This window comes from Nonomuraea deserti (assembly GCF_004348685.1).
GTDB classification, from domain to species: domain Bacteria; phylum Actinomycetota; class Actinomycetes; order Streptosporangiales; family Streptosporangiaceae; genus Nonomuraea; species Nonomuraea deserti.
In genome coordinates, this window is the sequence record NZ_SMKO01000009.1 from 1 (window position 1) to 25,151 (window position 25,151).

General features: G+C 70.2%; 22 protein-coding genes. 15 read left to right on the plus strand and 7 right to left on the minus strand.

All coding sequences use genetic code 11. The features are described from left to right. The 15 genes from E1292_RS05770 to E1292_RS05840 all read left to right on the plus strand — a co-directional run. A partial coding sequence (locus E1292_RS05770; RefSeq protein ID WP_220446677.1) for an FGGY-family carbohydrate kinase occupies positions 1–1,049 on the plus strand: 1,049 nt, incomplete at its 5' end. Positions 1,050–1,086: 37 nt separating this feature from the next. Further along, positions 1,087–2,061 carry a sugar-binding transcriptional regulator gene (locus E1292_RS05775; protein ID WP_246089953.1) on the plus strand — a complete coding sequence of 325 codons (975 nt, stop codon included), beginning with the start codon at positions 1,087–1,089 and terminating at the stop codon, positions 2,059–2,061. A 411-nt stretch (positions 2,062–2,472) separates the two neighbouring features. Continuing rightward, a complete protein-coding gene (locus tag E1292_RS05780; protein ID WP_132592748.1) occupies positions 2,473–4,689 on the plus strand; it encodes an Ig-like domain-containing protein in 2,217 nt (738 codons plus the stop codon). Positions 4,690–4,707: 18 nt separating this feature from the next. Beyond that, positions 4,708–6,693 carry an ABC transporter substrate-binding protein gene (locus E1292_RS05785; protein WP_165974403.1) on the plus strand — a complete coding sequence of 662 codons (1,986 nt, stop codon included), beginning with the start codon at positions 4,708–4,710 and terminating at the stop codon, positions 6,691–6,693. Between the two features lie 9 nt (positions 6,694–6,702). Continuing rightward, positions 6,703–7,701, plus strand: a complete 999-nt coding sequence (locus tag E1292_RS05790; protein WP_132592752.1) for an ABC transporter permease — start codon at positions 6,703–6,705, stop codon at positions 7,699–7,701. 6 nt (positions 7,702–7,707) lie between these two features. Continuing rightward, positions 7,708–8,889 (plus strand): ABC transporter permease, encoded by a 1,182-nt coding sequence (locus E1292_RS05795; RefSeq protein ID WP_132592754.1) that lies wholly within the window; start codon positions 7,708–7,710, stop codon positions 8,887–8,889. Between the two features lie 6 nt (positions 8,890–8,895). Then, positions 8,896–9,903 carry an ABC transporter ATP-binding protein gene (locus E1292_RS05800; protein ID WP_132592756.1) on the plus strand — a complete coding sequence of 336 codons (1,008 nt, stop codon included), beginning with the start codon at positions 8,896–8,898 and terminating at the stop codon, positions 9,901–9,903. Then, positions 9,900–10,949, plus strand: a complete 1,050-nt coding sequence (locus tag E1292_RS05805) for an ABC transporter ATP-binding protein (RefSeq protein ID WP_132592758.1) — start codon at positions 9,900–9,902, stop codon at positions 10,947–10,949. The genes E1292_RS05800 and E1292_RS05805 overlap by 4 nt, the downstream gene beginning before the upstream one ends. After that, a complete protein-coding gene (locus tag E1292_RS05810; protein ID WP_132592760.1) occupies positions 10,946–11,989 on the plus strand; it encodes a sialidase family protein in 1,044 nt (347 codons plus the stop codon). The genes E1292_RS05805 and E1292_RS05810 overlap by 4 nt, the downstream gene beginning before the upstream one ends. Before the next feature lie 17 nt (positions 11,990–12,006). Beyond that, positions 12,007–13,173: a sialidase family protein gene (locus E1292_RS05815; RefSeq protein WP_165974404.1), complete on the plus strand. Its 1,167-nt coding sequence runs from the start codon at positions 12,007–12,009 to the stop codon at positions 13,171–13,173. Positions 13,174–13,201: 28 nt separating this feature from the next. Further along, positions 13,202–14,650 (plus strand): ABC transporter substrate-binding protein, encoded by a 1,449-nt coding sequence (locus E1292_RS05820; RefSeq protein ID WP_132592764.1) that lies wholly within the window; start codon positions 13,202–13,204, stop codon positions 14,648–14,650. After that, complete coding sequence (locus E1292_RS05825) at positions 14,647–16,047, plus strand: DUF5060 domain-containing protein (RefSeq protein ID WP_132592766.1); 1,401 nt, start codon at positions 14,647–14,649, stop codon at positions 16,045–16,047. The genes E1292_RS05820 and E1292_RS05825 overlap by 4 nt, the downstream gene beginning before the upstream one ends. Then, positions 16,044–17,045 (plus strand): DUF5605 domain-containing protein, encoded by a 1,002-nt coding sequence (locus E1292_RS05830; RefSeq protein WP_132592768.1) that lies wholly within the window; start codon positions 16,044–16,046, stop codon positions 17,043–17,045. Before E1292_RS05825 ends, E1292_RS05830 begins: the two co-directional genes overlap by 4 nt. After that, on the plus strand, positions 17,042–19,057 hold the full coding sequence (locus E1292_RS05835) for an AGE family epimerase/isomerase (RefSeq protein WP_220446678.1): 2,016 nt from the start codon (positions 17,042–17,044) through the stop codon (positions 19,055–19,057). The genes E1292_RS05830 and E1292_RS05835 overlap by 4 nt, the downstream gene beginning before the upstream one ends. Next, a complete protein-coding gene (locus E1292_RS05840) occupies positions 19,054–20,364 on the plus strand; it encodes a glycoside hydrolase family 28 protein (protein WP_132592770.1) in 1,311 nt (436 codons plus the stop codon). The genes E1292_RS05835 and E1292_RS05840 overlap by 4 nt, the downstream gene beginning before the upstream one ends. Here E1292_RS05840 and E1292_RS05845 read toward each other — a convergent pair. The 7 genes from E1292_RS05845 to egtD form a co-directional block, all read right to left on the minus strand. Further along, positions 20,336–20,764: a hypothetical protein gene (locus tag E1292_RS05845; RefSeq protein ID WP_132592772.1), complete on the minus strand. Its 429-nt coding sequence runs from the start codon at positions 20,762–20,764 to the stop codon at positions 20,336–20,338. The genes E1292_RS05840 and E1292_RS05845 overlap by 29 nt on opposite strands. Positions 20,765–20,861: 97 nt before the next feature. Further along, positions 20,862–21,422, minus strand: a complete 561-nt coding sequence (locus tag E1292_RS05850; protein ID WP_132592774.1) for an HAD domain-containing protein — start codon at positions 21,420–21,422, stop codon at positions 20,862–20,864. A 169-nt stretch (positions 21,423–21,591) separates the two neighbouring features. Beyond that, positions 21,592–21,987 (minus strand): type II toxin-antitoxin system VapC family toxin, encoded by a 396-nt coding sequence (locus E1292_RS05855; protein ID WP_132592776.1) that lies wholly within the window; start codon positions 21,985–21,987, stop codon positions 21,592–21,594. Further along, entirely contained in the window at positions 21,981–22,235 is a 255-nt protein-coding gene (locus E1292_RS05860) for a type II toxin-antitoxin system Phd/YefM family antitoxin (protein ID WP_132592778.1), read from the minus strand. Before E1292_RS05860 ends, E1292_RS05855 begins: the two co-directional genes overlap by 7 nt. 79 nt (positions 22,236–22,314) lie before the next feature. After that, positions 22,315–22,836, minus strand: coding sequence for a hemerythrin domain-containing protein (locus tag E1292_RS05865; RefSeq protein ID WP_132592780.1), 522 nt, complete (start codon positions 22,834–22,836; stop codon positions 22,315–22,317). 51 nt (positions 22,837–22,887) lie between these two features. Beyond that, a complete protein-coding gene (locus tag E1292_RS05870) occupies positions 22,888–24,147 on the minus strand; it encodes an aminotransferase class V-fold PLP-dependent enzyme (RefSeq protein WP_132592782.1) in 1,260 nt (419 codons plus the stop codon). Positions 24,148–24,157: 10 nt separating this feature from the next. Beyond that, positions 24,158–25,138, minus strand: a complete 981-nt coding sequence (egtD, locus tag E1292_RS05875; protein ID WP_132592784.1) for an L-histidine N(alpha)-methyltransferase — start codon at positions 25,136–25,138, stop codon at positions 24,158–24,160. Positions 25,139–25,151: the final 13 nt, after the last annotated feature.

Genomic DNA, 25,151 nt, shown 5'->3' on the forward strand with positions numbered 1-25,151 from the left:
GTCGGGTGGGCGGCCTCTGCCTGGGCACGGTCGACTCGTGGCTGCTGTCCAGGCTGGGCGCCGGGCACGTGATCGAGGTCGGCAGCGCCTCGCGTACCCAGCTGCTGGACGTGCGGGCCCGCCGCTGGAGCCCGGACCTGCTGGAGTTGTTCGGGATCCCCGAGGAGACGCTGCCCCGGATCGTGCCCTCCGCCGGGGCGCACGCCGACGCCGCCGCGCTGCACCCGTCCCTGGCCGGCGTGCCGGTCGGCGCGGTGCTCGGCGACTCGCACGCCGCCCTGTTCGCGCACGCGGCGGGCCGCCCGGGACGGGTCAAGGTCACGTACGGCACGGGCTCCTCGGTGATGGGGCTGGCCGACCCGGGAACCGGCGGGGACGAGGGGCTGTGCCTGACCATCGGCTGGCAGGACGAGGCGCCCGCGTACGCGCTGGAGGGCAACATCCTGTCCGCCGGGGCGACGATCACCTGGCTGGCCGGGGTGCTCGGCACGGAGCCGGAGGAGCTGGCGCGGCTGGCGACCCGGGGACGCAGGGGCGCGGTGCACCTCGTGCCGGCGTTCGGCGGACTCGGCGCGCCGTGGTGGGATGACCAGGCGGTGGCGGTCATGACGGGGTTCGGCCTGGGCAGCGGCAGGGAGGACCTCGCGAGGGCGGCGGTCGACTCGATCGCGCTGCAGGTCGGCGATGTCGTGGCGGCCCTGGAGCGGGCGGCGGGCCCGGTGGACGAGCTGCTGGCCGACGGGGGTCCCACCGCCAACGCCGACCTCATGCAGTGGCAGGCCGACGTGACCGGGCGCCCGGTGCGGGTGGCGCGGCGGCCCGAGCTGTCCGCGCTGGGGGCCGCATACCTGGCCGGGGTGGTGTCCGGTGTATGGTCCCGCCGGGAGCTGTCCGGGCTGCCCCGCCACGGCCGGTGCTACACGCCCGGCCTTCCGGTGTGCGAGCGCCGCCGCGCCCTAGCAGAATGGCACTCAGCAGTGGCCCGGGCTCGCCACCGGACCAGCAGGAGCGGCGGAGCCGAAGCGGAGGCCAGCGATCGTGGGAGCTGACAGTCAGTTCGAGAAGAGCCGCGCCGGCGGTGAGCCCGTGAGATACACCGGGCGCCGGCTCAGCCAGGAGTCCGAGCGCATGCGGCTGCTGGTGCGGGTCGCGCGCCTCTACCACGAGCACGGCGTACGCCAGCCGCAGATCGCCGCCCAGCTGCGCATCTCGCAGCCGCGGGTGTCCCGGCTGCTCAAGGAGGCCGCGGAGATCGGCATCGTGCGCACGGTCGTCGTGGTGCCCAGCGGCGTGCACGCGCTGCTGGAGGAGGACCTCGAACGCAAATACGGCGTGGAGCAGATCATCGTGGTGGACGCCGCGGGTGACAACCACGACGTGGTGGCCGCGCTGGGTTCGGCCGGGGCGACCCACCTCGACGCCACCCTCATCGGCGGCGAGCACCTCGGCATCTCGTCGTGGAGCGCCAGCCTGCTGGCCACGGTCGAGGCGATGCAGCGCCGTCCGGTGCGGGTGGCCGAGGAGGTCGTGCAGCTCATCGGCGGCGTGGGCAAGGGGTCGGCGCAGGTGCAGGCCACCCGGCTGGCCGCCCACCTGGCCGATCTGACGGGCGCCGAACCGGTGTTCCTGCCCGCTCCCGGCCTGGTCGGCACGCCGGAGGCGCGCCAGGCGCTGTCGGAGGACCATGTGGTGCGGCAGGTCGTCGACGCGTGGTCGCGGCTGACGACCGTGCTGGTCGGCATCGGCAGCCTCGACCCGTCGCCGTTGCTGCGTGACAGCGGCAACGCCATCGACGAGGAGGAGTTGGAGACGCTGCGCGGTCTGGGCGCGGTGGGCGACGTGTGCCTGCGGTTCTTCGACGCCGAGGGTCGCCTGATCGACTCGCCGCTGGAGCGGCGCATCCTGGGCATCCCGGCCACCGACCTGCTGCGGGTGCCCCGGCGCATCGCGATCGCCGGGGGTCGCCGCAAGGCGGCCGCCATCCGCGCGGCGCTCAGGGGCGGCTGGGTGAACACCCTGATCACGGACGTGGGCGTGGCCGAGCAGCTGCTCAAGGACTGACCCCCCGCTCCCCTGGGCGGATCCCGCCCTGGGGCTCTCACGTGCGCGAAGGCCGCCGGGCATCTGGCCCGGCGGCCTTCGCCGTCTGCGCTCCCAGGACGCCGTGACGGGTCTGTTAACTGACTGTTTCATCCGCGTACGTAACCACTCTTGACAGCCACAACCGTGTCGTTCACGATGTGATGAATCCACTCCATTCATGCCTGAATAAAAATTCTCAACAAGCGCCAGCGTGGTTCCGGAGTCGTGCCGAAAGACGGCACAGCCCTGTCTATTCGGGGCGGAAAGAGAGCGTTTCGCATGACCGAGGCCCTTGGCTTCGATCGCCATCAATCACCATTCAGCCGCCGGGCTTTCGTGCGAACCGCGGCGTTGGCCCCACCCGCCGTGGCGTGGGCGAGCACATCGAGCGTGGCGGCGAAGCCGAGCCCGAGCCCCACCCCCACGGTCGAGGCGAAAGAGCGGGCCAAGGGTGTGCCCGCCTTCCCCGGCGCCGAGGGGGCCGGGATGTACACCACCGGCGGCCGGGGCGGCGCCGTGTACGAGGTGACCACCCTTGACGACGACGGCCCCGGCTCGTTACGCGAGGCGGTCGCGAAGTCCGACGGGACGATCGTCTTCCGGGTCGCCGGTGACATCCGCATCAAGGGCGGGCTCGACATCACCGGCTCCAACCTCACCATCGCCGGCCAGACCGCTCCCGGCCACGGCGTCACCATCACCGGCAACGAGACGCAGATCAAGGGCGACAACATCATCCTGCGCCACCTGCGCTTCCGCGGCGGCGACGAGCTCGGCACCGCCATCGACACCTTCGGCGCCCGCGGCGTGCGGGACCTCATCATCGACCACTGCTCGTTCAGCTGGGGCGTGGACGAGTGCTTCTCCGTCTACGGCAACACCAACGTGACCGTCCAGTGGTGCATCATCTCCGAGGGCCTGGTGAACTCGGTGCACCCCAAGGGCCGCCACGGCATGGGCGGCCTGTGGGGCGGCGACACCATCACCTACCACCACAACCTGCTCGTCCACGAGAACGGCCGCAACCCGCGCTTCAGCTTCACCGAAGGCATGAGCCTGGTCGTGGACCACCGCAACAACGTGATCTACAACCCCGGCATCACGTCCTGCTACGGCGGCGAGTGGTCCAACGGCATCAACATCGTCGGCAACTACTACAAGCCCGGCCCGAACACGCGGCCCCCGATCGCCAGGACCATCGTGGCGCCCGGCCGGTTCGGCCAGTGGCACGTCAGCGGCAACACGGTCGAGGGCCACGACGACATCACGGCCGACAACACGCTCGGCATCACCTTTCCGGCCGGCGGCATCACGCTGCTGCCCAGGCCGGTGGAGTTCGAGAACGGGATCACGGAGCAGACCCCGGCGCAGGCGTACGCCACGGTCCTGGAGCAGGCCGGAGCCACCCTGCCGCGGCGGGACGCCGTCGACGCCCGGGTGGTCAACGAGGCGCGCACCGGCACGGGGCGGCACATCAACTCGCAGAAGGACGTGGGCGGCCGGCTGCCGCTGCCGTCCGAGGTGCCCGCTCCCGCCGACAGCGATCACGACGGCATGCCGGACGACTGGGAGACCGCGCAGGGGCTGGACCCGCAGAACGCCGACGACGCCAAGACGGTGGACGGCAGCGGGTACACGAACCTGGAGCGCTACCTGAACTCCATCCAGCGGGCCGGGGCCCGCAACCCCCAGGTGGCGATCCTCTCCCCCAAGGCCGACCAGGTGTTCGCGGCCGCCCAGGACAAGCAGTCCATCGTGGTCGAGGCCGACGCCAAGGCCCTGGACGGCGCGTCCATCGCCACGGTCGAGTTCTTCCACGGCGACAAGAAGATCGGCGAGGCCACCGCGGCGCCGTACCAGGTGACCTGGGCGGACGCGGCCGACGGCACCTACTGCCTGACGGCCCGCGCGACCGACAGCACGGGGTCGGCGACCACCTCGTCGCTGGTGCCGATCCACGTCACCCGCACCAGGACGCACAAGCCGTGGAAGGCGCAGGACATCGGCGAGGTGCCCATCCCCGGGAGCACGGCGCTGAAGGACGGCGTGCTCACGCTGAAGGGATCAGGGAAGATCGCCGGCTGGAAGGACTCCTTCCACTTCGCCCACCAGGCGGTCGGGTTCACCAAGCGGGGGCAGGTCGTCGAGATCACCGCGCGGCTGGACAACATCAGCACCGGTCACATCGACGCCGTGGCGGGCGTCATGGTGCGCCAGGACCTCGCGCCGAACTCGCCGTTCATGATGGCCGGCATCGGTTACTCCGCGAGCGGCGACGACGGCGCCGGCCTGCGCGCCAAGGCCATCAGGGTCGCCTCGAACGGCAAGGAGCCCAGCGTCGGCCTCTGGCCGTACGACGGCGAGGATCCGCTGAGCGTGAAGCCGTACTGGCTGCGCCTGGTCTGCCGGAGCCTGCCGACCGGTGACAACGAGTTCGAGGCCTTCCTCTCCGACAACTCGCTGAACTGGGACCGCATCGGCTACGAGCGCATCGCGATGCGCAGCGGCCGGTTCTACATCGGCCTCGCGGTCGACGGGAACCAGGAGGCGATCGCCGTCCGCAACTACACCACGGCGCAGTTCAGCCTCGTGAAGATCAATGGCTGACAAGACAGGAGCATGCTCATGACACCACAACCGTTGACGAGGAGGGGTCTGCTCGCCGGCGGAGGCTTCCTGCTGCTGGCGTCCGCCAGTGGATGCGGCTTCTTCGACACCAGCCCCGACACGGGGGGCAAGGTCGCGCAGGCGGTCGATTCGTCGGCCAAGGAGGCCCCCGCGCTGGCCGAGCTGGTCAAGAACGGCAAGCTGCCGCCGCTCGCCGAGCGCCTGCCGAAGAACCCCCTGGTGGTCAAGCCGCTGAAGGAGCCCGGCAACTACGGCGGCACGTGGAATTCGGCCATGGTGGGCGAGGACGACTGGGACTGGCTGATCTACACCCTCGCCTACGAGCCCCTCGTCCGGCTCAGGCCCGGCACCAACGGCCAGAAGGGCCCGGGCGACATCATCCCCAACGTGGTCGAGTTCGAGGTCAAGGGCGACGGCCGGGAGTACGTCTTCCGGCTGCGCGACGGCCTGAAGTGGTCCGACGGGCAGCCCTGCACGGCCGACGACCTGCTGTTCGCCTTCGAGGACGTGACCGTCTACAAAGGCCTGCACACGACCGGCGTCTACGACCTCTTCCTGGAGAACGGCACCACGGACCAGCTGGTCAAGGTGGAGAAGGTGGACGAGCGGACGGTCCGCTACGTCTACAAGGAGCCGAAGGCGGGCCTGCTGTTCCAGATCGCGGTCGCCACGTTCGAGCGTGGCGGAGCCACCGGTCTCCTGCTGCCCAAGCACTACCTCAAGCAGTTCCACAAGAAGTACAACCCGGACGCCGACAAGCTCGCCAAGGACCAGCAGTTCGAGGACTGGACCCAGTTGTTCATGCAGAAGAACGACTGGGCGCACAACGCCGACATCCCCACGCTGCACCCGTGGAAGATCACCACCGCGATCGGTGACGGCACGGCGGTGGTGGCCGAGCGGAACCCGTACTACTGGAAGGTCGACGACCAGGGGCGCCAGCTTCCCTACATCGACCGGTTCAGGTCGGATCTCCTCGGCGACGTCGAGGTGGAGCTGCTGAAGATCATGAACGGCGAGATCCACATGCAGCTCCGCAACTTCAACACGCCGGAGAACAAGCCGCTGGTCGCGCAGAACGCAGGGAAGGGCAAGTACCGGCTGTTCAACGTGCCGAGCCGGCTGAGCAACACGATGATCATCCAGTTCAACCAGACGATCGGCGACGACGACCTGCGCGAGTTGTTCCAGAAGAAGGACTTCCGGATCGGGCTGTCGTACGCGATCAACCGCAAGGAGATCATCGACGGCGTGTACGCGGGGCAGGGCGAGCCCTGGCAGGCCGCGCCGTCCAAGAACAACGCCGTCTACGACGCGGAGTTCGCCAAGCAGTACACCGAGTACGACGTCGCCAAGGCGGGCGAGTACCTGGACAAGGCCGGGCTGACGAAGAAGGACGCCGGCGGCAGGCGGCTGGGCCCCGACGGCAAGCCGCTGATCATCACCGTCATGACCAGCGCGGAGTTCCCGCACCACGTCCAGGCGCTGGAGTTCGTCAAGAAGCACTGGGAGGCGGTCGGGATCAGCCTGCGCGTCGATCCGGTCTCGGACACGCTGTTCACCGAGCGCACGATGGGCAACAACCCGCAGGCGTCCACGTTCACGTGCAGCGACTTCGACGTGATCACCGGCACCGGCGGCAGCCACTACTACGTGCCGAGCAACTCGGGCAGCGCCCGCTACGCCATCCGCTGGGCCCTGTGGTACGGCAGCAAGGGCAAGAACGGTGACGAGCCGCCGGCGGAGGTGCGCAAGCAACTCGACGCGTTCACCGCGATGCGCACCGAGCCGGACGTCAACAAGGCGCTGGAGCACGCCAAGGAGGTCGTGCGGATCTCCAAGGACCAGTTCTACGCGATCGGCATCAGCTCGCACCCCGACGAGTACGGCATCGTCTCCAACGATGTCAAGAACGTGCCCGACTCCATGTCCGTCTGTCCCGTGAACCCCGGGCCGACCCAGCCCGAGCAGTACTCCTTCTGAGGCGCCGGCATGCTGGGTTATTTCGGCCGCCGCCTGCTGTACGTGGTGGTGACGCTGTGGGCGATCTCGATCGCCGCCTTCGTCATCATCAACCTGCCGCCGGGCGACTATGTCTCGACGCTGATCGCGAACGCGCAGGCGGGCGGCGAGGGCCTCACTCCGGCGGAGATCGTGAACCTCAGGCTGCGCTACGGCCTGGACGATCCGATCTTCGTCCAGTACTGGCGCTGGATCACCGCCATCCTCCTCCACGGCGACTTCGGTCAATCGTTTGCCTGGAATCAGCCGGTCGCCACGCTCATCGGCGAGCGGGTGGCGCTCTCGGCGATCCTGTCGATCAGCTCCCTGCTCATGGTCTGGGCGATCGCGTTCCCCATCGGGATCTACAGCGCGGTCAAGCAGTACTCCTGGGGTGACTACGGATTCTCCTTCCTCGGCTTCATCGGGATGGCGGTCCCCGAGTTCATGCTGGCGCTGGTCCTCATGTACATCGGGTTCCGCTTCTTCGGGGCGAGCGTGGGCGGCCTGTTCTCACCGGAGTTCCAGGACGCGGCCTGGAACCTGGGCAAGGTCCTGGACCTGATGGGACACCTGTGGGTGCCGATCCTGGTCATCGGGGTGTCCGGCACGGCCGGCATGATCCGGGTGACCAGGGCGAACCTGCTCGACGAGCTCTACCGGCCCTACGTGCACACGGCCAGGGCCAAGGGGCTGCCGGAGTGGAAGCTGCTGCTGAAGTACCCGGTGCGGATGTCGCTCAGCCCGTTCTTCAGCACGGTGGGCTGGCTGCTCCCGGGGCTGATCGGCGGGGAGACCATCGTGTCGGTCGTCATGAGCCTGCCGACAGGGGGCCCGCTGCTGCTCAGCGGGGTCATGAGCCAGGACATGTACCTGGTCGGCAGCTTCATCATGATCCTCAGCACGCTGACCGTGGTCGGCACCGTGGTGAGCGACCTGGCGCTGGCGTGGTGGGACCCGCGAATTCGCAAACGGTACAAGAGAGAGTAGCGCCACATGTTCCTCAGGCGACCGACCAAGGAAGTAGGGACGCTGCCGCAGTGGCGGCTGATGTGGCGGCAGTTCCGCCGGCACCGGCTCGCGATGGCCGGCGCGGCGATCCTGATCCCGGTGTACTTCGTGGCGATCTTCGCGGAGTTCTTCGCGCCGATGTCCAGCTCGACGGCGAACACGTCGATGACGTACGCGCCGCCGCAGGTGGTGCGGTATTCGGGTGAGCACGGCCTGCACGTCTACGGGTACACGACCGAACGCGACGCGACGACGTACGCGCAGACCTACACCGAGGATCCCACCCAGGTGATCGAGGTGGGGCTGTTCGTGCACGGCGACGAGTACAAGCTGCTCGGCCTGATCCCGTCCGACATCCACCTGATCGGCCCCGTGACCAAGGGCGAGCAGTTCTTCCTGCTGGGCTCCGACGAGAACGGCCGGGACCTGCTGTCCAGGCTCATCCACGGCGCCCGGGTGTCGTTGTCGATCGGGCTGGTCGGGGTCGCCGCCAGCTTCTTACTCGGCATGCTTATAGGCGGCATTTCCGGATATTTCGGAGGCGGCGTCGACAACGTCGTGCAGCGGGTCATCGAGTTCCTGATGGCGATCCCGACGCTGCCCCTGTGGATGGCGTTGTCGGCCGCGCTCCCCACGGACTGGGGGCCGCTGACCCGATATTTCGCCATCACGGTGCTGCTGTCGCTGATCGGGTGGACCGGGCTGGCCAGAGACGTGCGCGGGCGTTTCCTGTCGCTGCGCGAGGAGGACTTCGTCACGGCCGCCCGGCTGGACGGCGTCGGCCGGCTGTCGATCATCTTCCGGCACATGATCCCGTCGTTCGCCAGCCACATCATCGCCTCGCTGTCGCTGGCCATCCCGGCCATGATCCTTGGCGAGACCAGCCTGAGCTTCCTCGGCCTGGGGCTGCAGGCGCCGGCGGTGAGCTGGGGCGTGCTGCTGGAGGGCGCGCAGAACGTGCGCGTCGTCGCGAACGCGCCGTGGCTGCTGGCGCCGGGCGTCGCGGTGGTGGTCGTCGTGGTCGCCATGAACTTCTTCGGCGACGGCCTGAGAGACGCGGCCGACCCGTACGGCTCGGCGGGCCGGGCCCGGAGGAAGAAACCCTTCTGGCGTGGCCGCGCGGGGCGGCGAGCGAGCGCGACCATCAACACGGCGACAGGAAGGTGAGCAGGCGTGCCCGAAGACGACGTGCTGCTTGAGATCGAGGACCTGCGTACCCACTTCCTGCTCGACGACGGTGTGGTGTGCGCGGTGGACGGTGTGGACCTGCGCGTCCGCAAGGGCGAGACGCTGGCCATCGTCGGCGAGTCCGGCTGCGGCAAGAGCGTCATGGCCCGCTCGATCCTGCGCCTGGTGGACCCGCCGGGGCAGATCGAGGGCGGGCGGATCACGCTGCACCGCGAGGACGGACCCGTCGAGCTGGTCGGGGCGGACAAGCGGCTGCTCCGGCAGGTCCGCTGGCGGGACATCGCGATGGTGTTCCAGGAGCCGATGGCCTCGCTGAGCCTGGTGCACACCATCGGCAGCCAGATCGTCGAGGCGGTCCGGCTGCACGAGAACGTCGGCAAGGCCGAGGCGCGCGAGCGGGCGATCGACATGCTCGACCGCGTCGGCATCCCCAAACCGCGGCGCCGCGTCGACGCCTACCCGTTCGAGCTGAGCGGCGGCATGCGGCAGCGGGCGATGATCGCGATGGCGCTGTCGTGCCGCCCGAGCCTGCTCATCGCCGACGAGCCGACGACCGCGCTGGACGTGACCACCCAGGCTCAGATCCTGGAACTGCTCCGGGACCTGCAGGCGGAGTTCGGCATGGCGATCATGATGATCACGCACGACCTCGGCGTGGCCGCGCAGGTGGCCGACCGGATGGCGGTCATGTACCTGGGCCGGGTGGTCGAGTACGGCGCCGCCGAGCAGGTGCTCTCCGCTCCCCGCCATCCGTACGCGCAGGCGCTGCTGCGCTCGATGCCCCGGCTCGGGCGCGCCTCGCGGACCCGGCTGGCGGCGATCAAGGGCATGGTGCCGCCGCCGTTCGCGCGGCCGGCCGGCTGCACGTTCCACCCGCGCTGCGACAGCGCCATGACCGGACGGTGCGACACCGTGACCCCGAGCCGCATCCCGGTGGGCGACCGCGAGGTCTCCTGCCTCCTCTACGACGACGAGCAGGAGGAGCGTCCATGAGCACGGAACCCCTGCTCAAGATCGAAGGGCTGACCAAGCACTTCCCCATCCGCACCGGCCTGCTCGGCCGGCAGGTGGGCGCGGTCAAGGCCGTGGACGCGGTGGATCTGACCATCGAGGAGGGCACCACGCTCGGGCTGGTCGGGGAGTCCGGCTGCGGCAAGACCACGCTGGGCCGGTGCATCGTGCGGGCGCACGACCCCACCGGCGGGCGCATGCTCTACCGGCGGCCGGACGGCTCGGTGGTCGACGTGGCGGGGCTGAGCGAGAAGGAGCTCAAGCCGTACAGGGGGCAGGTGCGGATGATCTTCCAGGACCCGCACTCGTCGCTCAACCCCCGCAAGACGCTGCGCGAGATCATCGGCGAGCCGATGCGGGCGCACCGGTACGGCGCCAAGGAGGAGATCCACGCCCGCGTCGGCGAACTGCTCGACCGCGTCGGCCTGCGCCCCGAGTACGCCAACCGCTACCCGCACGCCTTCAGCGGCGGCGAGCGCCAGCGGGTCGGGATCGCGCGGGCGCTGGCCCTGTCGCCCCGGCTGGTCGTCGCCGACGAGGCGGTGAGCGCGCTCGACGTGTCGGTCCGCGCGCAGATCCTCAACCTGCTGACCGATCTGCAGGAGGAGTCGGGCATCGGCTTCCTGTTCGTCAGCCACGACCTCGGCATCATCGAGCACGTCGCCGACGTCGTCGCGGTGATGTACCTCGGCAAGGTCGTCGAGCAGGGCCCGACCGGCGAGCTCTACGGACGCCCCCTCCACCCCTACACCGAGGCGCTGCTGTCGGCGGTGCCCGACCCCGACCCGGCGGCCAGGAAGCGCCGCGAGCGCATCAAGCTGCTCGGCGACATCGCCGACCCGGCGCACGTGCCGCCCGGCTGCCCCTTCCACCCGCGCTGCGTGTACGCCAAGGACGTGTGCCGCACGGACCCGCCGCCGCTGCGCGAGGTCGGAGGGCGCCGCGTCGCCTGCCATTTCGCAGAGGAACTCGAGTTGCGCGGCGTCCCCGACCCGGACGTGCGCGAGGACCCGGTGATGACCGCATGACCGACAACCGATTCGACGGCGTCATCCGCCCGTCCGGCGCGCTGCCGGGCGTGCGGGAGGCGCTGCTGCCCGCGCCGCACGGACCGGACAACCACGCGGCCAACCTGCTGCGCACCCGGGACGGCGAGCTGCTGTGCACCTGGTTCAGCGGCCCCGAGGAGGGCGCTCCCGGCACCAACGTGGTCGTCTCCCGGCTGGCCGGCGAGCGCTGGGAGACCCCCCGGCTGGTCGCCGCGGACCCGCTGCGCAGCGAGCAGAACCCGGTGCTGTTCGACGGCGGCGACGGGCTGATCCGGCTGCTGCACACCTCCAGCGAACCGTACGACCAGACGACGGCGCACGTCGTCATCAGGACGTCGGCCGACGCGGGCCGCACCTGGAGCGAGCCGGACGTGCTCTTCGCCGAGCCGGGCATCTTCGTCCGGCACCCGCCGGTCATCCTGGCCGACGGGACATGGCTGCTGCCCGCCTACCACTGCGGCAAGGCCGGCGACCGCAGCGTGGTCGAGGTCAGCGACGACGGCGGGCGCACGTGGGCCGAGCACGCGGTCCCCGACAGCGGCGACCTCGTGCAGATGACCGTCGCCGAGCGGCCCGACGGGCGGCTGCTGGCGATGTACCGCGACCGGCGGGCGGGACGGATCTACGCCTCCACCTCGGCCGACGGCCGGGCGTGGTCGGCGCCGGAACGGACCGGCCTGCCGAACAACGACTCCTCCGTCCAGCTCACGAAGCTCGGGGACGGACGGCTGGCGCTCGTCTACAACGACGCGAGCCTGGAGCGCGAGCAGTACAGGTGGGTGGTCAAGAACGGGAAGCAGCGCAAGAAGGCGCTGCGCACGCCCCTGGTGCTCGCGGTGTCGGACGACGGCGGCGAGAGCTGGCCGTACCGGCGGGTCCTGCAGGACTCCGACCGCGAGTACTGGCAGAACGAGCTCGGCTACTCCTATCCGAGCGTCATTGACGGCGGGGACGGGCGCGTGGACGTCGCCTTCTCCTACCTCCGGAAAACCATCAAATATCAAGAGATTGGCCTGTGATGAAACTTCGGCAGAGCATGTTATACGGGGCTCTGGCGGTGACGGTGGCGGTCCCCTCCTACCTGGCGAACGGCACCGGCGAGAGCGCCGGTGACGGTGACGTACGGGTGGAGCCGACCGGCTCCTACGCCTGCCGCCAGGACGTCGCCGCGCCCGACCCGGACGTCCCCAAGGTGCACGCGGCCGGGCTGGCGCAGGCGCCGAACGGCGACATGCTGACCGTCTACTACGGCGGCACCACGGAAGGGGCGCCGAACCAGGCGCTCTACATGTCGCGGCTGGCTGCGGGCGAGCACGCCTGGTCCGCGCCCGAGGTGGTGTTCGACGAGCCCGACAAGGCCGACGGCAACCCCGTGCTGTGGTCGGACGGCAAGCGGCTCCACCTGTTCTTCGTGACGATCGAGGGACACGGCTGGGAACAGGCCCCGATCCGGCTGATCACCTCGGACGACAGCGGCAGGACCTGGAGCGATCCCACCACCATCCGCAAGGAGTGGGGATGGATGGTGGGCACCAACCCGATCCGCATGTCCAACGGCGAGGTGCTGCTGCCCATCTACGACGAGGGCGGCTCCAGCTCCGGCTTCTACGTCTTCAGCGAGGACATGTCGTCGTGGAAGGCGTACCCGGAGGAGCACGGCAGCTGGATCCGCACGCCCGAGGGGTCGATCCAGCCGACCGTCGTGGAGGTCGAGCCGGGACGGCTGCGCGCCTACATGCGCACCGGCGACGGCGCCATCTACACGAGCGACTCGACCGACTTCGCGCGCACGTGGAGCGCGCCCGTGGCCGAGCCCATCGGCAACCCGAACTCGCGCGTCGCCGCGCTCAAGCTCGACAACGGCAAGCTCGTGCTGGCCTACAACCCGTGGGTCGAGCACCGCTCCCCCATGCGGCTGTCGCTGTCGCCCGACAAGGGCCGCACGTGGGAGAACTCCGTCGACGTGGAGGCGCAGTCGGGGCCGCAGTTCACCTATCCCGTGCTGACCCAGAGCGGCGACGGCTTCATCCACATGGTCTATTCCTACAACCGCAACAACATTCGGCACGTGGTCTTCAACGAGCCGTATCTCCGCGACGCGGTGGGCCTGCTGTCCAACTGGCCCGAGCACACGATCACCGAGTTCAAGAACGGCGTCCGGCGCAACGTCGTGCGCCGGTGCAGCTACTCGCCCGCGAAATAGGCCTGCGAAACAGTCTCAGGGAGATCACATGAAGAAGTCCCGCGGCTTCGCGCTGCTCGCGCTCGCCCTCGCCGTGACCACTGCCGTCCCCGCCGCCGCGAACGCCGCACCGCAGCCGTCGGCCGCCTGCAAGGACGTGCCCAACAGGTACAACCTGCCGTTCAGCGTCTGCGACGACGAGCTGTTCATCTTCGCCGTCAACTACAAGCCGTTCGAGTCGACCGTCGAGGGTGAGCAGGGCGCTGCGACCAGGGTCTTCGACGAGATCATCGGCAACAAGCTGCGCGAGACGTTCCCCGACGTCAAGATCAAGTACGCGACGTGGGACTACCCCGTGCGGTACGAGGACCTCAAGGCCGCCGGGGTCACCCCGGACATCATCATCGAGGACCCGAAGAACCGCATCGACCGCGACCTCGAGCCGATGGGCTGGGTCGGCGACCTCACCCCCGACCTCGAGAAGGCGGGCATCGACCTGAACACGCTGAACAAGTCCGCGGTGGAGCTGACCAGGTCGCGCTCCGACGGCGGGATCTACGGCGTGCCGCTGTTCATCGACGAGCACGTGCTGCTCTACAACAAGAAGATCTTCGACAAGTTCAGGGTGAAGTATCCCGAGCCCGGCATGACGTACGACGAGGCGTACAAGAAGGCCAAGCAGCTGACCAAGGACGACGGCCTGGACCACTACAAGGGCTACATGCAGCACCCTGACCAGTACCTGGACTTCAACCAGGCCGGTCTCTACCCGTTCCTGCCGACGACGGGCGAGGAGCCCGCGCCCGAGGACGTCAAGGTCGACATCAGCAGTGACGCCTGGAAGACGTACGTCGACAACCTGTACCGCTTCCTGGAGATCCCGCGCAACGACTTCACCACCGTCACCGACTTCTTCAAGGGCGACATGAGCCAGCCGGGCCACCTGGCCATGGCGGTCGACACGCTGTCACGGCTGAACATGTACGCCGGCAGCGAGCTGTTCATCGAGGACGGCGACGAGGAGTCCTTCGCCGAGCAGGCCAAGAGCGTCGACATCGGCGTCAGCTCGATCCCGGTGCTCAAGAGGGGGTCCAAGACGACCTACCAGCCGAACACGCGGGCCGCGTTCGTCCCGCCGTCCTCGCCCAAGAAGGAACAGGCGCTGCAGATCGTGAAGTGGCTGGTCTCCGAGGAGGGCCAGACCGAACTGTCCAGCCACGGCGTCAAGGCGGTCCTGCAGACCGACAAGGTCGTGCAGAGCTTCGGCAAGGCCATCCCCGAGCTGGCCGGCATCGACACCTCGGCCGTCTACTGGGGCGAGAACGCCGCGATCTCGAACTACCGGAACACCGAGTACTGGGACCTGCCGCTGTGGTCGGTCTACCGCCAGCACATCCTGCGGGACGGCGGGACGCCCGACCAGGCGCTGAGCCTCTCCCAGCAGCAGGACATCCCCAACTACATCAAGGCACAGGCGGAAGCGGGCAAGGACTGGTGACGTTCTCCACCACCGTGGAACGCTGGGGCGTCCACGAGATCGAACTGGCCGGACCGACCGGCGGCAACCCCTTCGCGGACGTTCGCCTGTCGGCCCGGTACCAGTACCGCAACCGCGTCGTCGAGGCCGACGGCTTCTACGACGGGGACGGCGTCTACCGCGTCCGGTTCATGCCGGACGCGGTGGGCCCGTGGCGGTTCACGACTGTCAGCAACGTGGAAGAGCTGGACGGGTGCTCGGGCGGCTTCGACGTGGGGCCGCCCGGCCCGGGCAACCACGGCCCCGTGCGGGCCGCCGGCACCGGCTTCGAATACGCGGACGGCACGCCGTACCTGCCGTTCGGCACGACCGCGTACCACTGGACGCACGACATGGACGAGGAGCGGGAACGCCAGACGCTGCGGACGCTCAAGTCGTCGCCGTTCAACAAGCTGCGCATGTGCGTGCTGCCGACGGGGCCGATGGCGCCGCCGGAGGTGCCGTTCGCCGGGAAGGACCCGGACGGGCTGGACCTGACCCGGTTCAACCCGGTGTTCTTCCGCCACCTGGAGGCCGGGGTCCGCGAACTGCGCGACATCGGCGTGGAGGCGGACGTGATCCTCTTCCACCCGTACGACGGCGGGGTGCGCGGTTTCCAGGACATGGGCCGCGAGGTCGACCACGCCTTCGTGCGCTACGTCGTCGCCCGCCTGGCCGCCTACCGCAACGTGTGGTGGTCGGCCGCCAACGAGTACGACTTCAACCGGTCGAAGACCGTGGCCGACTGGGACGACATCCTCCGGACGATCGTGCGGCACGACCCGTACGAGCACCTGCGCTCCATCCACAACGGGACGCGCATGTTCGAGGTCGCGTCGCTGTACGACTTCACCAAGCCGTGGATCACGCACCAGAGCATCCAGCACTGGGACGCCACCCCGACGGACGCCTGGCTTTCTGCCTGCCCCAAACCCGTCGTGATCGACGAGATCTCCTACGAGGGGAACATCGGCAAACGCTGGGGCAACGTCACCGCCCAGGAGCTGATGGACCGGTTCTGGGAAGGCATGTCGCGCGGCGGCTACGTGGGCCACGGCGAGTCGCTGGCCGGCTTCCAGGAACGCGCGTGGATCGGCAACGGCGGCGGCCTGTACGGCGAGAGCCCGGCCAGGATCGCCTTCCTGCGCACGGTCATGGAGCAGCGCCGTGACGGCACCCTCCTGCGCTACCTGGGCCGGCGGCAACCGGCCCAGGTCACGGTGGACCTGCCGGCGGGCGAGGCCTACGAGGTCGAGCTGATCGACACCTGGAACATGACCATCACCCCGGTCGACGGGGTGCACCGCGAACGGGTGCGGGTCGGGCTGCCGCGCAGGCCGTACCTGGCGCTGCGGATGACGAGAGTGGGAGACCGATGAACATCGGGCCGATGGCGACCACCGCGCTCGGCTGGCACCTGCACGACGAGAAGCGGCGGGCGCGCACCCTCGCCACGCTCGAGTCGTCGCCGTTCGACCGGGTGCGGATGGCGGCGTTCGCCACCCGCTGCTCGCTGGACGCGCTGGAGGAGCGGGTGGCGGAGCTGGCCGGGATCGGCGTGACCGCCGAGCTGGTCCTCATGCACCCCGGCGAGGGCGTCTCCGACGTCGAGACCGCGTCCCGCTACGTGCGGGACGTGGTACCCCGCCTGGCCGCGCATCCGAACGTGTGGTGGTCGCTGGCCGCCGACCCCTCGCGGTTCCCGGCGTTCAGCGAGCACGACTGGGTGCGGCTGGCCGACCTGGTGGCCGAGGAGGACCCCGGCCACCATCCGCGGTCGATCACCGTCCCCGCGGACTCGCCGCTGTTGTGGCGGCGCACGTTCACGCACGGCAGCGTCCGCGCGCCCAGCCCGCGCGACGCGTGGGTGCCGACGCGCGACCACCACAAGCCGGTGCTGATGGACGCGTGCGGGTACGAGGGGGACGCCGAGGACCCGTCGCTGAGCCTGCCGCCCGAGAAGGTCGTCACCATGGCCTGGGACGGGTCGGTGCGGCGGCGTCACCTGACGCACGGCGAGTCGTACGTGGACGACGACGGGCTGACCTGGTCGGAGGACGGCGGCACCCTCACCGGCGCCGCCGTGCCCAGGCTCGCGCTGCTGCGCCAGGTCGTCGCCGCGACCCCGGACGAGGCGCGCTACCAGGACCGGGACGCTCCGATGCTGGAGGTGCCCGGGGAGTTCTACCTCGAGTACTGCGGGGAGCACCGCTTCCCCGACAGGACGTACGAGGTGCCGGAGGGGCGGTACGAGGTCGAGGTGATCGACACGTGGGAGATGACCGTCACGCCGCTCGGGGTGCTGGACGGCGGGACGATCGCGGTGCCGCTGCCCGGGACGGTCGGCCAGGCCGTCAGGATCCGGCGGCGCCCATGACGGCGGACGTCCTCATGGCCGTGGAGGAGCCGGGCGGGAAGGTCGTCGAGGTGGTGGCCGGCGCGGGCGGGCCCGAGATGCTGCTGCGCCGCCGCGACATGGACGGGTCGTACCTGCGGGCCCCGCTGAGCGGCATGCTCACCGCCTCCACGGGCCGTCCGTGGCGCATCGAGCCCGCCTTCGGCGACTCCGTCCGCGTACGTTCGGCGGGCGGGACCGTCGTCGTCACGGCCGGGCTCGGGCCGCTGAGCGCCCGGCTCGAGCTGGCCTTCGCCCCCGGCGGCCTGCTCACCCTCACCACCACCTGGCGCAACGACGCCGATCAGGAGGTCACCGACGTGGCGGCCGGCCTCCTGCTGCCCCTCCCCACCGCGGACGCGCACGTCACCATGCCCGGCGTCCTCTACAACGGCAACCCCTCATCCGACCCGCGCAGGAAGGTCCCCCGCGAGGGGTTCGTGGGCGAGGAGCACCGCCTGCCCATCCCCGCCGTCAACGCCGCCTGGGACGGCCGCTACGTCAGCCTGTTCGCGCACCCCACGGCGACCAGGCTCGACGACGGCACGGTCGCGTACGGCTCGCTCGGCGTCGTACGGGCGCCGGGCCTCACCGTCGCGGCCATGACCGGCGTGATCGCCTTCGACGGCAAGCCGGACGTCTGCTACGTCAGCAAGGCGGAGGTGGCGGACCGGCCCCTCGGCTACCGCGACCTGGCACCCGGCGAGACCGTCACCACCCGCCACACCCTCGACTGGGGCCCGGTCGAGCCGCGCGGCCTCGGCTTCACGAAACTCGTTCACACCCGCCTCTACGACGACCGGGGCGCCAGGCCGCTGTCCCGCGACGAGATCGTCCGGCTCAAGGCGAACGCCATGGACGCGCGCTGGGCGGGCGACGGCTACCTCGCCTACGACGGCACCCGGCCGGGCAGGCCCCGCTCCTACCTGTACGGCTGGACGGGCCAGTGCATGAAACTGGCCCGCTGCGACGCCGAACTCGGCCTCGACCGCGACGAGCCGGAGCGGGTCGGGCGCGCCCGCCGCGCCGCCGGCTTCTACGTCGAGGGCAGCCGGACCTCCGTACGCGGGTTGCGCCACGGCCGCTACCTGCTCGACGAGGACAGGTGGGAGACGTTCCGCAAGGACGGCGCCGGCTTCGTCTCCAGCCGCGCCCACGGCGAGACGGTCGCCGACCTGGCCGAGCTCGCGCTGCGGTTCCGCGAGGCGGGCCTGGCGGCGCCGCCGGCCTGGGAGGAGGCGGTGGAGGACGCCGCCGCGTTCTTCTGGCGGACCCGGCTGCCCGACGGCATCGTCCCGCTCGGCTGGACGCCCGGCGGCGTCCCGTTCTCCCCCATGATCACCGCGGCGGGGGTGGTGTGCGTGCAGGCCCTGCTGGGCGCGTACCGGCTGGGCGGCGAGAAGGTGTGGCTGCGGCGCGCTGAGGAGATGCTGGGCCAGTACCACCGGCTGCACGCGGCCACGTTCGAGCGGCCCTTCGCCCACGCCACCCTCGACGCCAGCGGGGAGGACAAGGAGGCCGGGATGTACTACTTCCAGGCCGCCTTCGAGCTCTACCGCCTCACCGGGCGGGAGACTTATGCGCGGTGGGCGGAGACGGCGGCCGACTGGCTGCTGACGTTCGTCTACGTGTGGTCGCCCGAGTTCGACGAGGGCAGCACGTTCGAGCGGCGCGGCTTCAAGGCGTGCGGCTGGCCGGCGGTCAGCGTGCAGAACCACCACCTCGACGTGTTCTTCCCGACGTCCGAGCTGATGGAGTTCGGCCTGATGACCGGCGAGGCCCGCTACGTGGAACGCGCCGAGACGATCCTGCACGCCATGGGCCAGGGCATCTGCACGGAGCCCGGCGACTGGGGCTTCGACGTGCCCGGGGAGCAGGGCGAGGGGTTCTTCCAGACCAACTGGCAGCGCAAGGGCGAGGCGAACACGTGGAACCCGTCCTGGGTGATCGCCCTGCCCCTCCACCACGCGCTGCGCACGAGGAAGGTGTCATGAACGAGGAAGAGGCCTGGCGGTACGCGGACGAGCTGCGTGACCGGGTGCGTCCGCCGGAGTTCCCCGACCGGTGGTTCGACGTCACCGACTTCGGGAGCGGGGGCACGTGGACCGGGGCGTTCCGGGCCGCGATCGAGGCCTGCCACGAGAGGGGCGGCGGGCACGTGCGGGTGCCGCCCGGCACGTACCTTACTGGCGCGATCCACCTGCTCAGCAACGTGGATTTGCACGTGGGGGAGGGCGCGACGATCCTGTTCAGCACCGATCCCGCCGACTACCTCCCGGCCGTCTTCACCCGCTTCTCGGCCATCGAGTGCTACAACTACTCCCCCTTCATCTACGCCCACGGCCAGGAGAACATCGCCGTCACCGGCACCGGGACGCTCGACGGCGGGGCCGGACCCGAGCACTGGTGGTGGTGGGTGGGCACGCCGGCCTTCGGCTGGAAGCCGGGCATGCCGCACGAGGCCGGCGACTGGGCCGCGTTGCAGCGGATGGCCGCGGACGGGGTGCCGGTCGAGGAGCGCGTGTTCGGCGCGGGCCACCACCTGCGGCCGAACATGATCCAGCCGTACCTGTGCCGCAACGTGCTCGTCGAGGGTGTGCGCATCGTGCGCTCCCCCATGTGGGAGATCCATCCGGTACGGTGCGAGAACGTCCTGGTCAGGAACGTCTCGATCTACTCGCGCGGGCCCAACAACGACGGCTGCGACCCGGAGAGCTGCCGCTCCGTGGTGATCTCGGGCTGCGTCTTCGACGTCGGCGACGACTGCATCGCCATCAAGGCCGGCCGCGGTCCCGACGGCCGGCGGGTGGGGGTGCCGTGCGAGGACGTGCTGATCGAGGACTGCGACATGCGCTACCGGTACGGCTCGGTCGCCATCGGCACGGACACCACCGGCGGCATCCGCAACGTCTTCGTCCGCCGCTGCCGCTGGGGCGGCCCCGGACTCTACTTCGGCCTCTACATCAAGACGAACTCCGTGCGGGGCGGCTACGTGGAGAACGTCTACGTCAAGGACGTCGAGATCAGCGAGCTGACCAAGGAGGCCGTCTCCATCGACCTCTACCACGGCGACGGCCACAACGGCGACGACCCGCCCCCCATCCGCAACATCAACGTGGCAGGGCTGCGCAGCGACCGGACGCGCAGCGCGTACCTGCTGCGGGGGTATCCCGAGCAGCCCTTGAGGGACATCACGATCAGGGACAGCACGTTCGCCCACGTGCAGCGCGCGGACGTGGCCGGCGACGTGGCCGGGTTGACGCTCTCAGACGTCAAGGTGGGCCCCGCACGACCTGGGTGACCGTTCCCCGGCGGAGCGGGCATGGGTGGGAGGCGTGGCGGTTGGGGCAGCAGATCACTCCGAGCGTGACGAACCGGCCGCCGTGCAGCCATTCGCCCCACTGCACGTCCACGCCCCCGGACAGCAGATCGCGGGCGGTGTCCAGCCGCTCGTGGAGCGGGATCCCCTCGGGCCGCAGCGCGTCGCGTACCTTGCCGTACTCCCCCGCCAGCCAGCCGACCGCCTGCTCGACCTCATGGAACGTTCCAGCGACGTGCGAGGCGGGCTTGGCCAGCCAGTCGCCGGTCCTCATCGGCGGCAGCACCGACGAGGAGAAGGCGGGCGAGGACGGCCGCCGCTCGGCCTCGTTCTCGCAGTCGGTCCCCGGGCCGACCCACTGGTAGGCGTGCCAATGCATCATGCGGAGCTCCCCTGGAGTCGCGGGGCGGCGGCCCATGCTTGCTCGGATCGGCAGGGACCGCCTTGGCCGGGCAGTGCCAGATGCCGGACCACCACGCCTACCCACCCCGGCCCGTCCTGAGCGAGGCGTTTCCGCGCATCCTGTGCGACCACTCGGTCAGTACGGCGTAGTCGGCGTCGCCGAGGCCCTGGCGGGGATCGACGCGATGGAGCAGTGCCCGCCCCCGGTGGTGCGCGGACACCCAGGCGCGATCCACGTCGGTGATCTCGTCGTCCACCCAGGCGAACGGGCGCCCCGCCGCCCAGCCGACGAGGGCGCGGGTCTTCCAGTGCATCCCGTTCCGCTCGTCCTGCTCGTCGACGTCGGAGGGCTCCGGCCAGTCCACCACGGGCAACCGCGGCAGGCCGAGTATGGGCGCGACGCACTCGTTCGCGTCCTCCATCCAGGTTGTGGCCCAGACCAGCTCGCAGGGCAGTGTGCTTAGCCGGGGCCCGTGCGCGGGGTTGATCCTGGCCAGGAGGGGATTCGACTCCAGTGACGCGCCGCTCGTCGGATAGGCCGGATGCCCGTCGGGGTGGTGCTCCGGTGGCGGGCCGAAGGGAATGAGCGGCCCGTCGACGTCGAGGAAGAGCAAGGGGCGCTGCGCGGGACCGGTCACGGTTGCACGACCGTAGCGAGTCCGAGCGGGCCGCGACAACCCCGTGAGACTGCGCTCCCCCGCCGGTCCAACCGGACGCGGGCCTCAGGGATTTTCACGGCGGCCCACGGCACCAGGCTCCCGGCTGGAGTGACATCGATTCTGGCATCGGCAGGGCGAGCCCCGGAGCTTAGAGCTTGATCACGTCGAGGCCGGGCATCTCGTCGTAGTCCGAATCCTGAGTGACGACGGGGACTTTGTGGGCGATGGCCGTGGCGGCGATCCAGCTGTCGTTGATGGGCGCCTTGCGCCCTGCGACTCTGAGGCGGGAGACCAGCAGGGACCAAGCGTCCGAGACAGCCTCGTCGATGACGATGGGTTCGAAGCGCTCGGCGAGTTGGTAGGTGGACAGCCGCCGGGCCGATGTCTCGGAGTCACGAGCCTGCAGCACGCCCAGTCTGAGCTCCCCGAGGGTCACGACTGAGACGCCCCATTCGTAGTCAGCGAACCGAGCGGCATCGAAGCGCTCTGCTTCCAAGCCAATGAAGACCGAGGTGTCGGCCAATGCGCGCTTGCGTTCTACCACGGTAGATCGTCTGTCGTCTCGGTGAGGGTTTCCCGCAGTTCCCCTGCCAGACCTGTCGTGTCCGAGCCCAGGCGAGCCAGCTCACTGCCGACCTCGACAGCAGAGATCCACCGGCGGCGGCGCGTGAACGGGATGATCTTCGCAATCGGCTGACCATCCCTGAGCACCTCGATCTCCTCGCCGCTTTCGACGCGCCGCAGAACATCGGCCGTATGGTTTCGGAGTTCTCGGGCTGGAATAGCAGTCATGCAACAAGTGTAGAAGATTTGCGACGCCCGTAGCAAGATCATCAACCTGGCTGATCAAGCATCCCAGGTAAAGGAGGTGTCAGGCGCCGTCCTCGTGGTCGGTCAGCAGGAAGTCGGGCCGGTTGCCGCGCCACTCGGGAACGTCCATCGAGTTGAGCGCGGAGATCAGTTTCTTCTCCTCGTAGATGAAGTGCGTCTGCATGACCGCCGACAGCGCCCCCACCTCCTCGCGCACCTTGGCGGCCGTGGCGGGGTCCGGCTGCTCGGGGAGGGATTCGAGGAGCTTGCGCAGGTTTCCCATGAGCCAGTCGAGCTGGTTGTGGTCGCTGCGCAGGTCGGAGAGCACCTTGCGCAACTCGGGGAACTCCTCGGCGATCGCCGGGAACGCGCCTCTGTCCTCGCCGGTGTGGTGGCGGGTCAGCGCCGTGCAGAAGGACAGGCAGTGGGCGCGCAGGTCGCGGGGCGGCAGCCCGTTGCCGTCAAAGTAGTCGTCGATGCCGTCCTGGAGGTCGTCCAGCATCTCGCGCAGCCAGATGTGCACCTCGAGCAGCTGCGTGCCCAGAGCGGTGAGGCGGTCGCCCGCCCCGGAACGCGCGTTCATCCATCCTCTTCCCTCTGCTGATTCGCTCCACAGTATCCGGGCCCGCGCAGGTCAGCACGCGGGCGGCCGGGTCGGTCCGTACGGCGCGCTGAGGACGCGGGCCAGGGTGTGCAGGGTTTCGGCCTCCGTACCGGGGGCGGGCGAGACGCGGAGCACGGGCTCTCGCAGGTCCAGCGGCGCCCTGGCGACGGGTGCGGCGCCCACGAGCAGTCCCGCCGCCGCGGCCCGGGCCCGTGCGGCCTCGACCGAGTCGCCCGCCGGAGGCCGGAGGGTGACGATGGCCGAGGGCTCGTCGAGCGGCTCGGCCACCTGCCAGCCGCCGGCGCCGTGGAGGAGGTGCCGGGTTGTGCGGCCCAGCTCCGCCACGTGCTCGTGCAGGTCCGCGGGGCCGAGCTCCTGGTATTCCCGTACGGCGACGCCGAGCCCGACCCGGGACGCGATCGCTCCCTCCGAACCCTCGTAGCGGATCGCCCCCGGCAGGGGCTCAGGACTGCCGTCCGCCGCCCACGCATGGCCGCCGAGTGCGGGGGCTGCGGCGTCCATCTCCGTCGCGAGCCCGGGCACGATGAGGAAGCCGACCCCGCGCGGGCCGGCGAGCCACTTGCGGGACGTGCCCACGTAGGCGGTCGCGCCCACCCCGCTCACGTCCGTGTGGCCGAAGGACTGGCAGGCGTCCAGCACCAGTGGAACCCCGGCGGCGCGGCACAACGCGCCGGCCTCCCGCGCGGGCTGGACGACGCCCCGGTGGGAGGCGATGTGGACCAGGGTGACCAGGTCCAGCCCCGTGGCGAGCGCGGCATCGAGGCCGTCGAGGTCGAGGCGGGAGTCGGCGTCCACGGGCAGTTCGACGAGCGTCCAGGAGCGGCCGGCGGCCAGGCGGCGCAGGAGCATCAGGGTGCTGCCGTACTCGGTGCGGGCGAAGCCGACGCGGCTGCCCGGTGGGAGCCGCCAGCCGCCGAGCAGCGCCGCCATGGCCGCCGTACCGCTCTCCACGAACGCCACATCGCCGGGAGACGCGCCGCCCGCGCCGACCGCCCCGACCGCGCAACCCTCGCCACCCGCGCCGACCGGACCGGCCGCGAAGCCCTCGCCGATCGCGCCGACCGAACCGCTAGCGCCGATCAGGGTGGCCAGGGCGGACTTCGGCCCGGTGAGGTCGGGCTCGGCCGCGTAGCCGCCGCGCTCGCGTTCGAGCCGCAGGTGCCCGGCGACCGCGTCGAACACCCGGTCGCCGGGTACGTTGCAGCCGGCCGCGTCGAGATGGCCCGGCGGCACGACGGATCGTGCCGCCCGCCACGCCTTGCCGATCACGCCTGGCCGATCATGCCTGGGCCAGCGCCAGGCTGAAGTCCTCCGCGGGGTCGGTGAACCAGCGGCTGACGGTGAAGCCGGCCGCGGTCAGCTCGGCGCGCAGGCCGTCAGGGCGGAACTTGGCGCTGATCTCCGTACGCGTCTCCTCCCCCTCGGCGAAGTCCACGTCCAGGTCGAGCGCCGCGACGTGCACCCGCATGGCCCGGGACGCCCGCAGCCGCATCTCGATCCAGTCGTGCTCCTCGTCGTAGCGGGCGACGTGCTCGAACGCGTCCGGCTCGAAGTCGGCGTCCAGCTCCCGGTTGATCACGTGCAGCACGTTGCGGTTGAAGGCGGCCGTCACCCCGGCCGCGTCGTCGTAGGCGGCGACCAGCCGCCTCCTGTCCTTCACCAGGTCGGCCCCGAGCAGGAACGTGTCCCCGGGACGGAGCGTGCCGCGCAACTCCTTCATGAAGACCCGGCGGGCGTCGGGTTCGAGGTTGCCGATCGTGCCGCCGAGGAAGGCCACCATGCGCCGGCCGGTGCGGGGCAGCAGCCGCAGGTGGCGTTCGAAGTCGGCGCACACCGCGCGTACCGCCAGCCCCGGGTAGCGTTCGGCCAGCCGCTGCGCCGCCGCGGCGAGCGTGACCGCGTCGACGTCGACCGGCGTGTAGCCGCGCAGCGTGCCGGCCGCGGTGAGGGCGTCGAGCAGCAGCACGGTCTTCTCGCTGGTGCCCGATCCCAGCTCGACCAGCGTGTCGGCGCCGCTGGCGGTGGCGAGCTCGGCGGCGCGTTCCCGCAGGATGGCCAGCTCGCGCCGGGTCGGGTAGTACTCGGGCAGCCTGGTGATCTGCGAGAACAGGTCGCTGCCGGCCTCGTCGTAGAACCATTTGGGCGGCAGGGACTTCGGCGTCGATGTCAGGCCAATCCTGACATCCTTTTCGAGGGAGGAGCGCAAGTAGTCGAGGTCGAGGTGGTTGATCAGACGCACGGTCGAATGGCTGACGGGCACGGTGTCTCCTCAG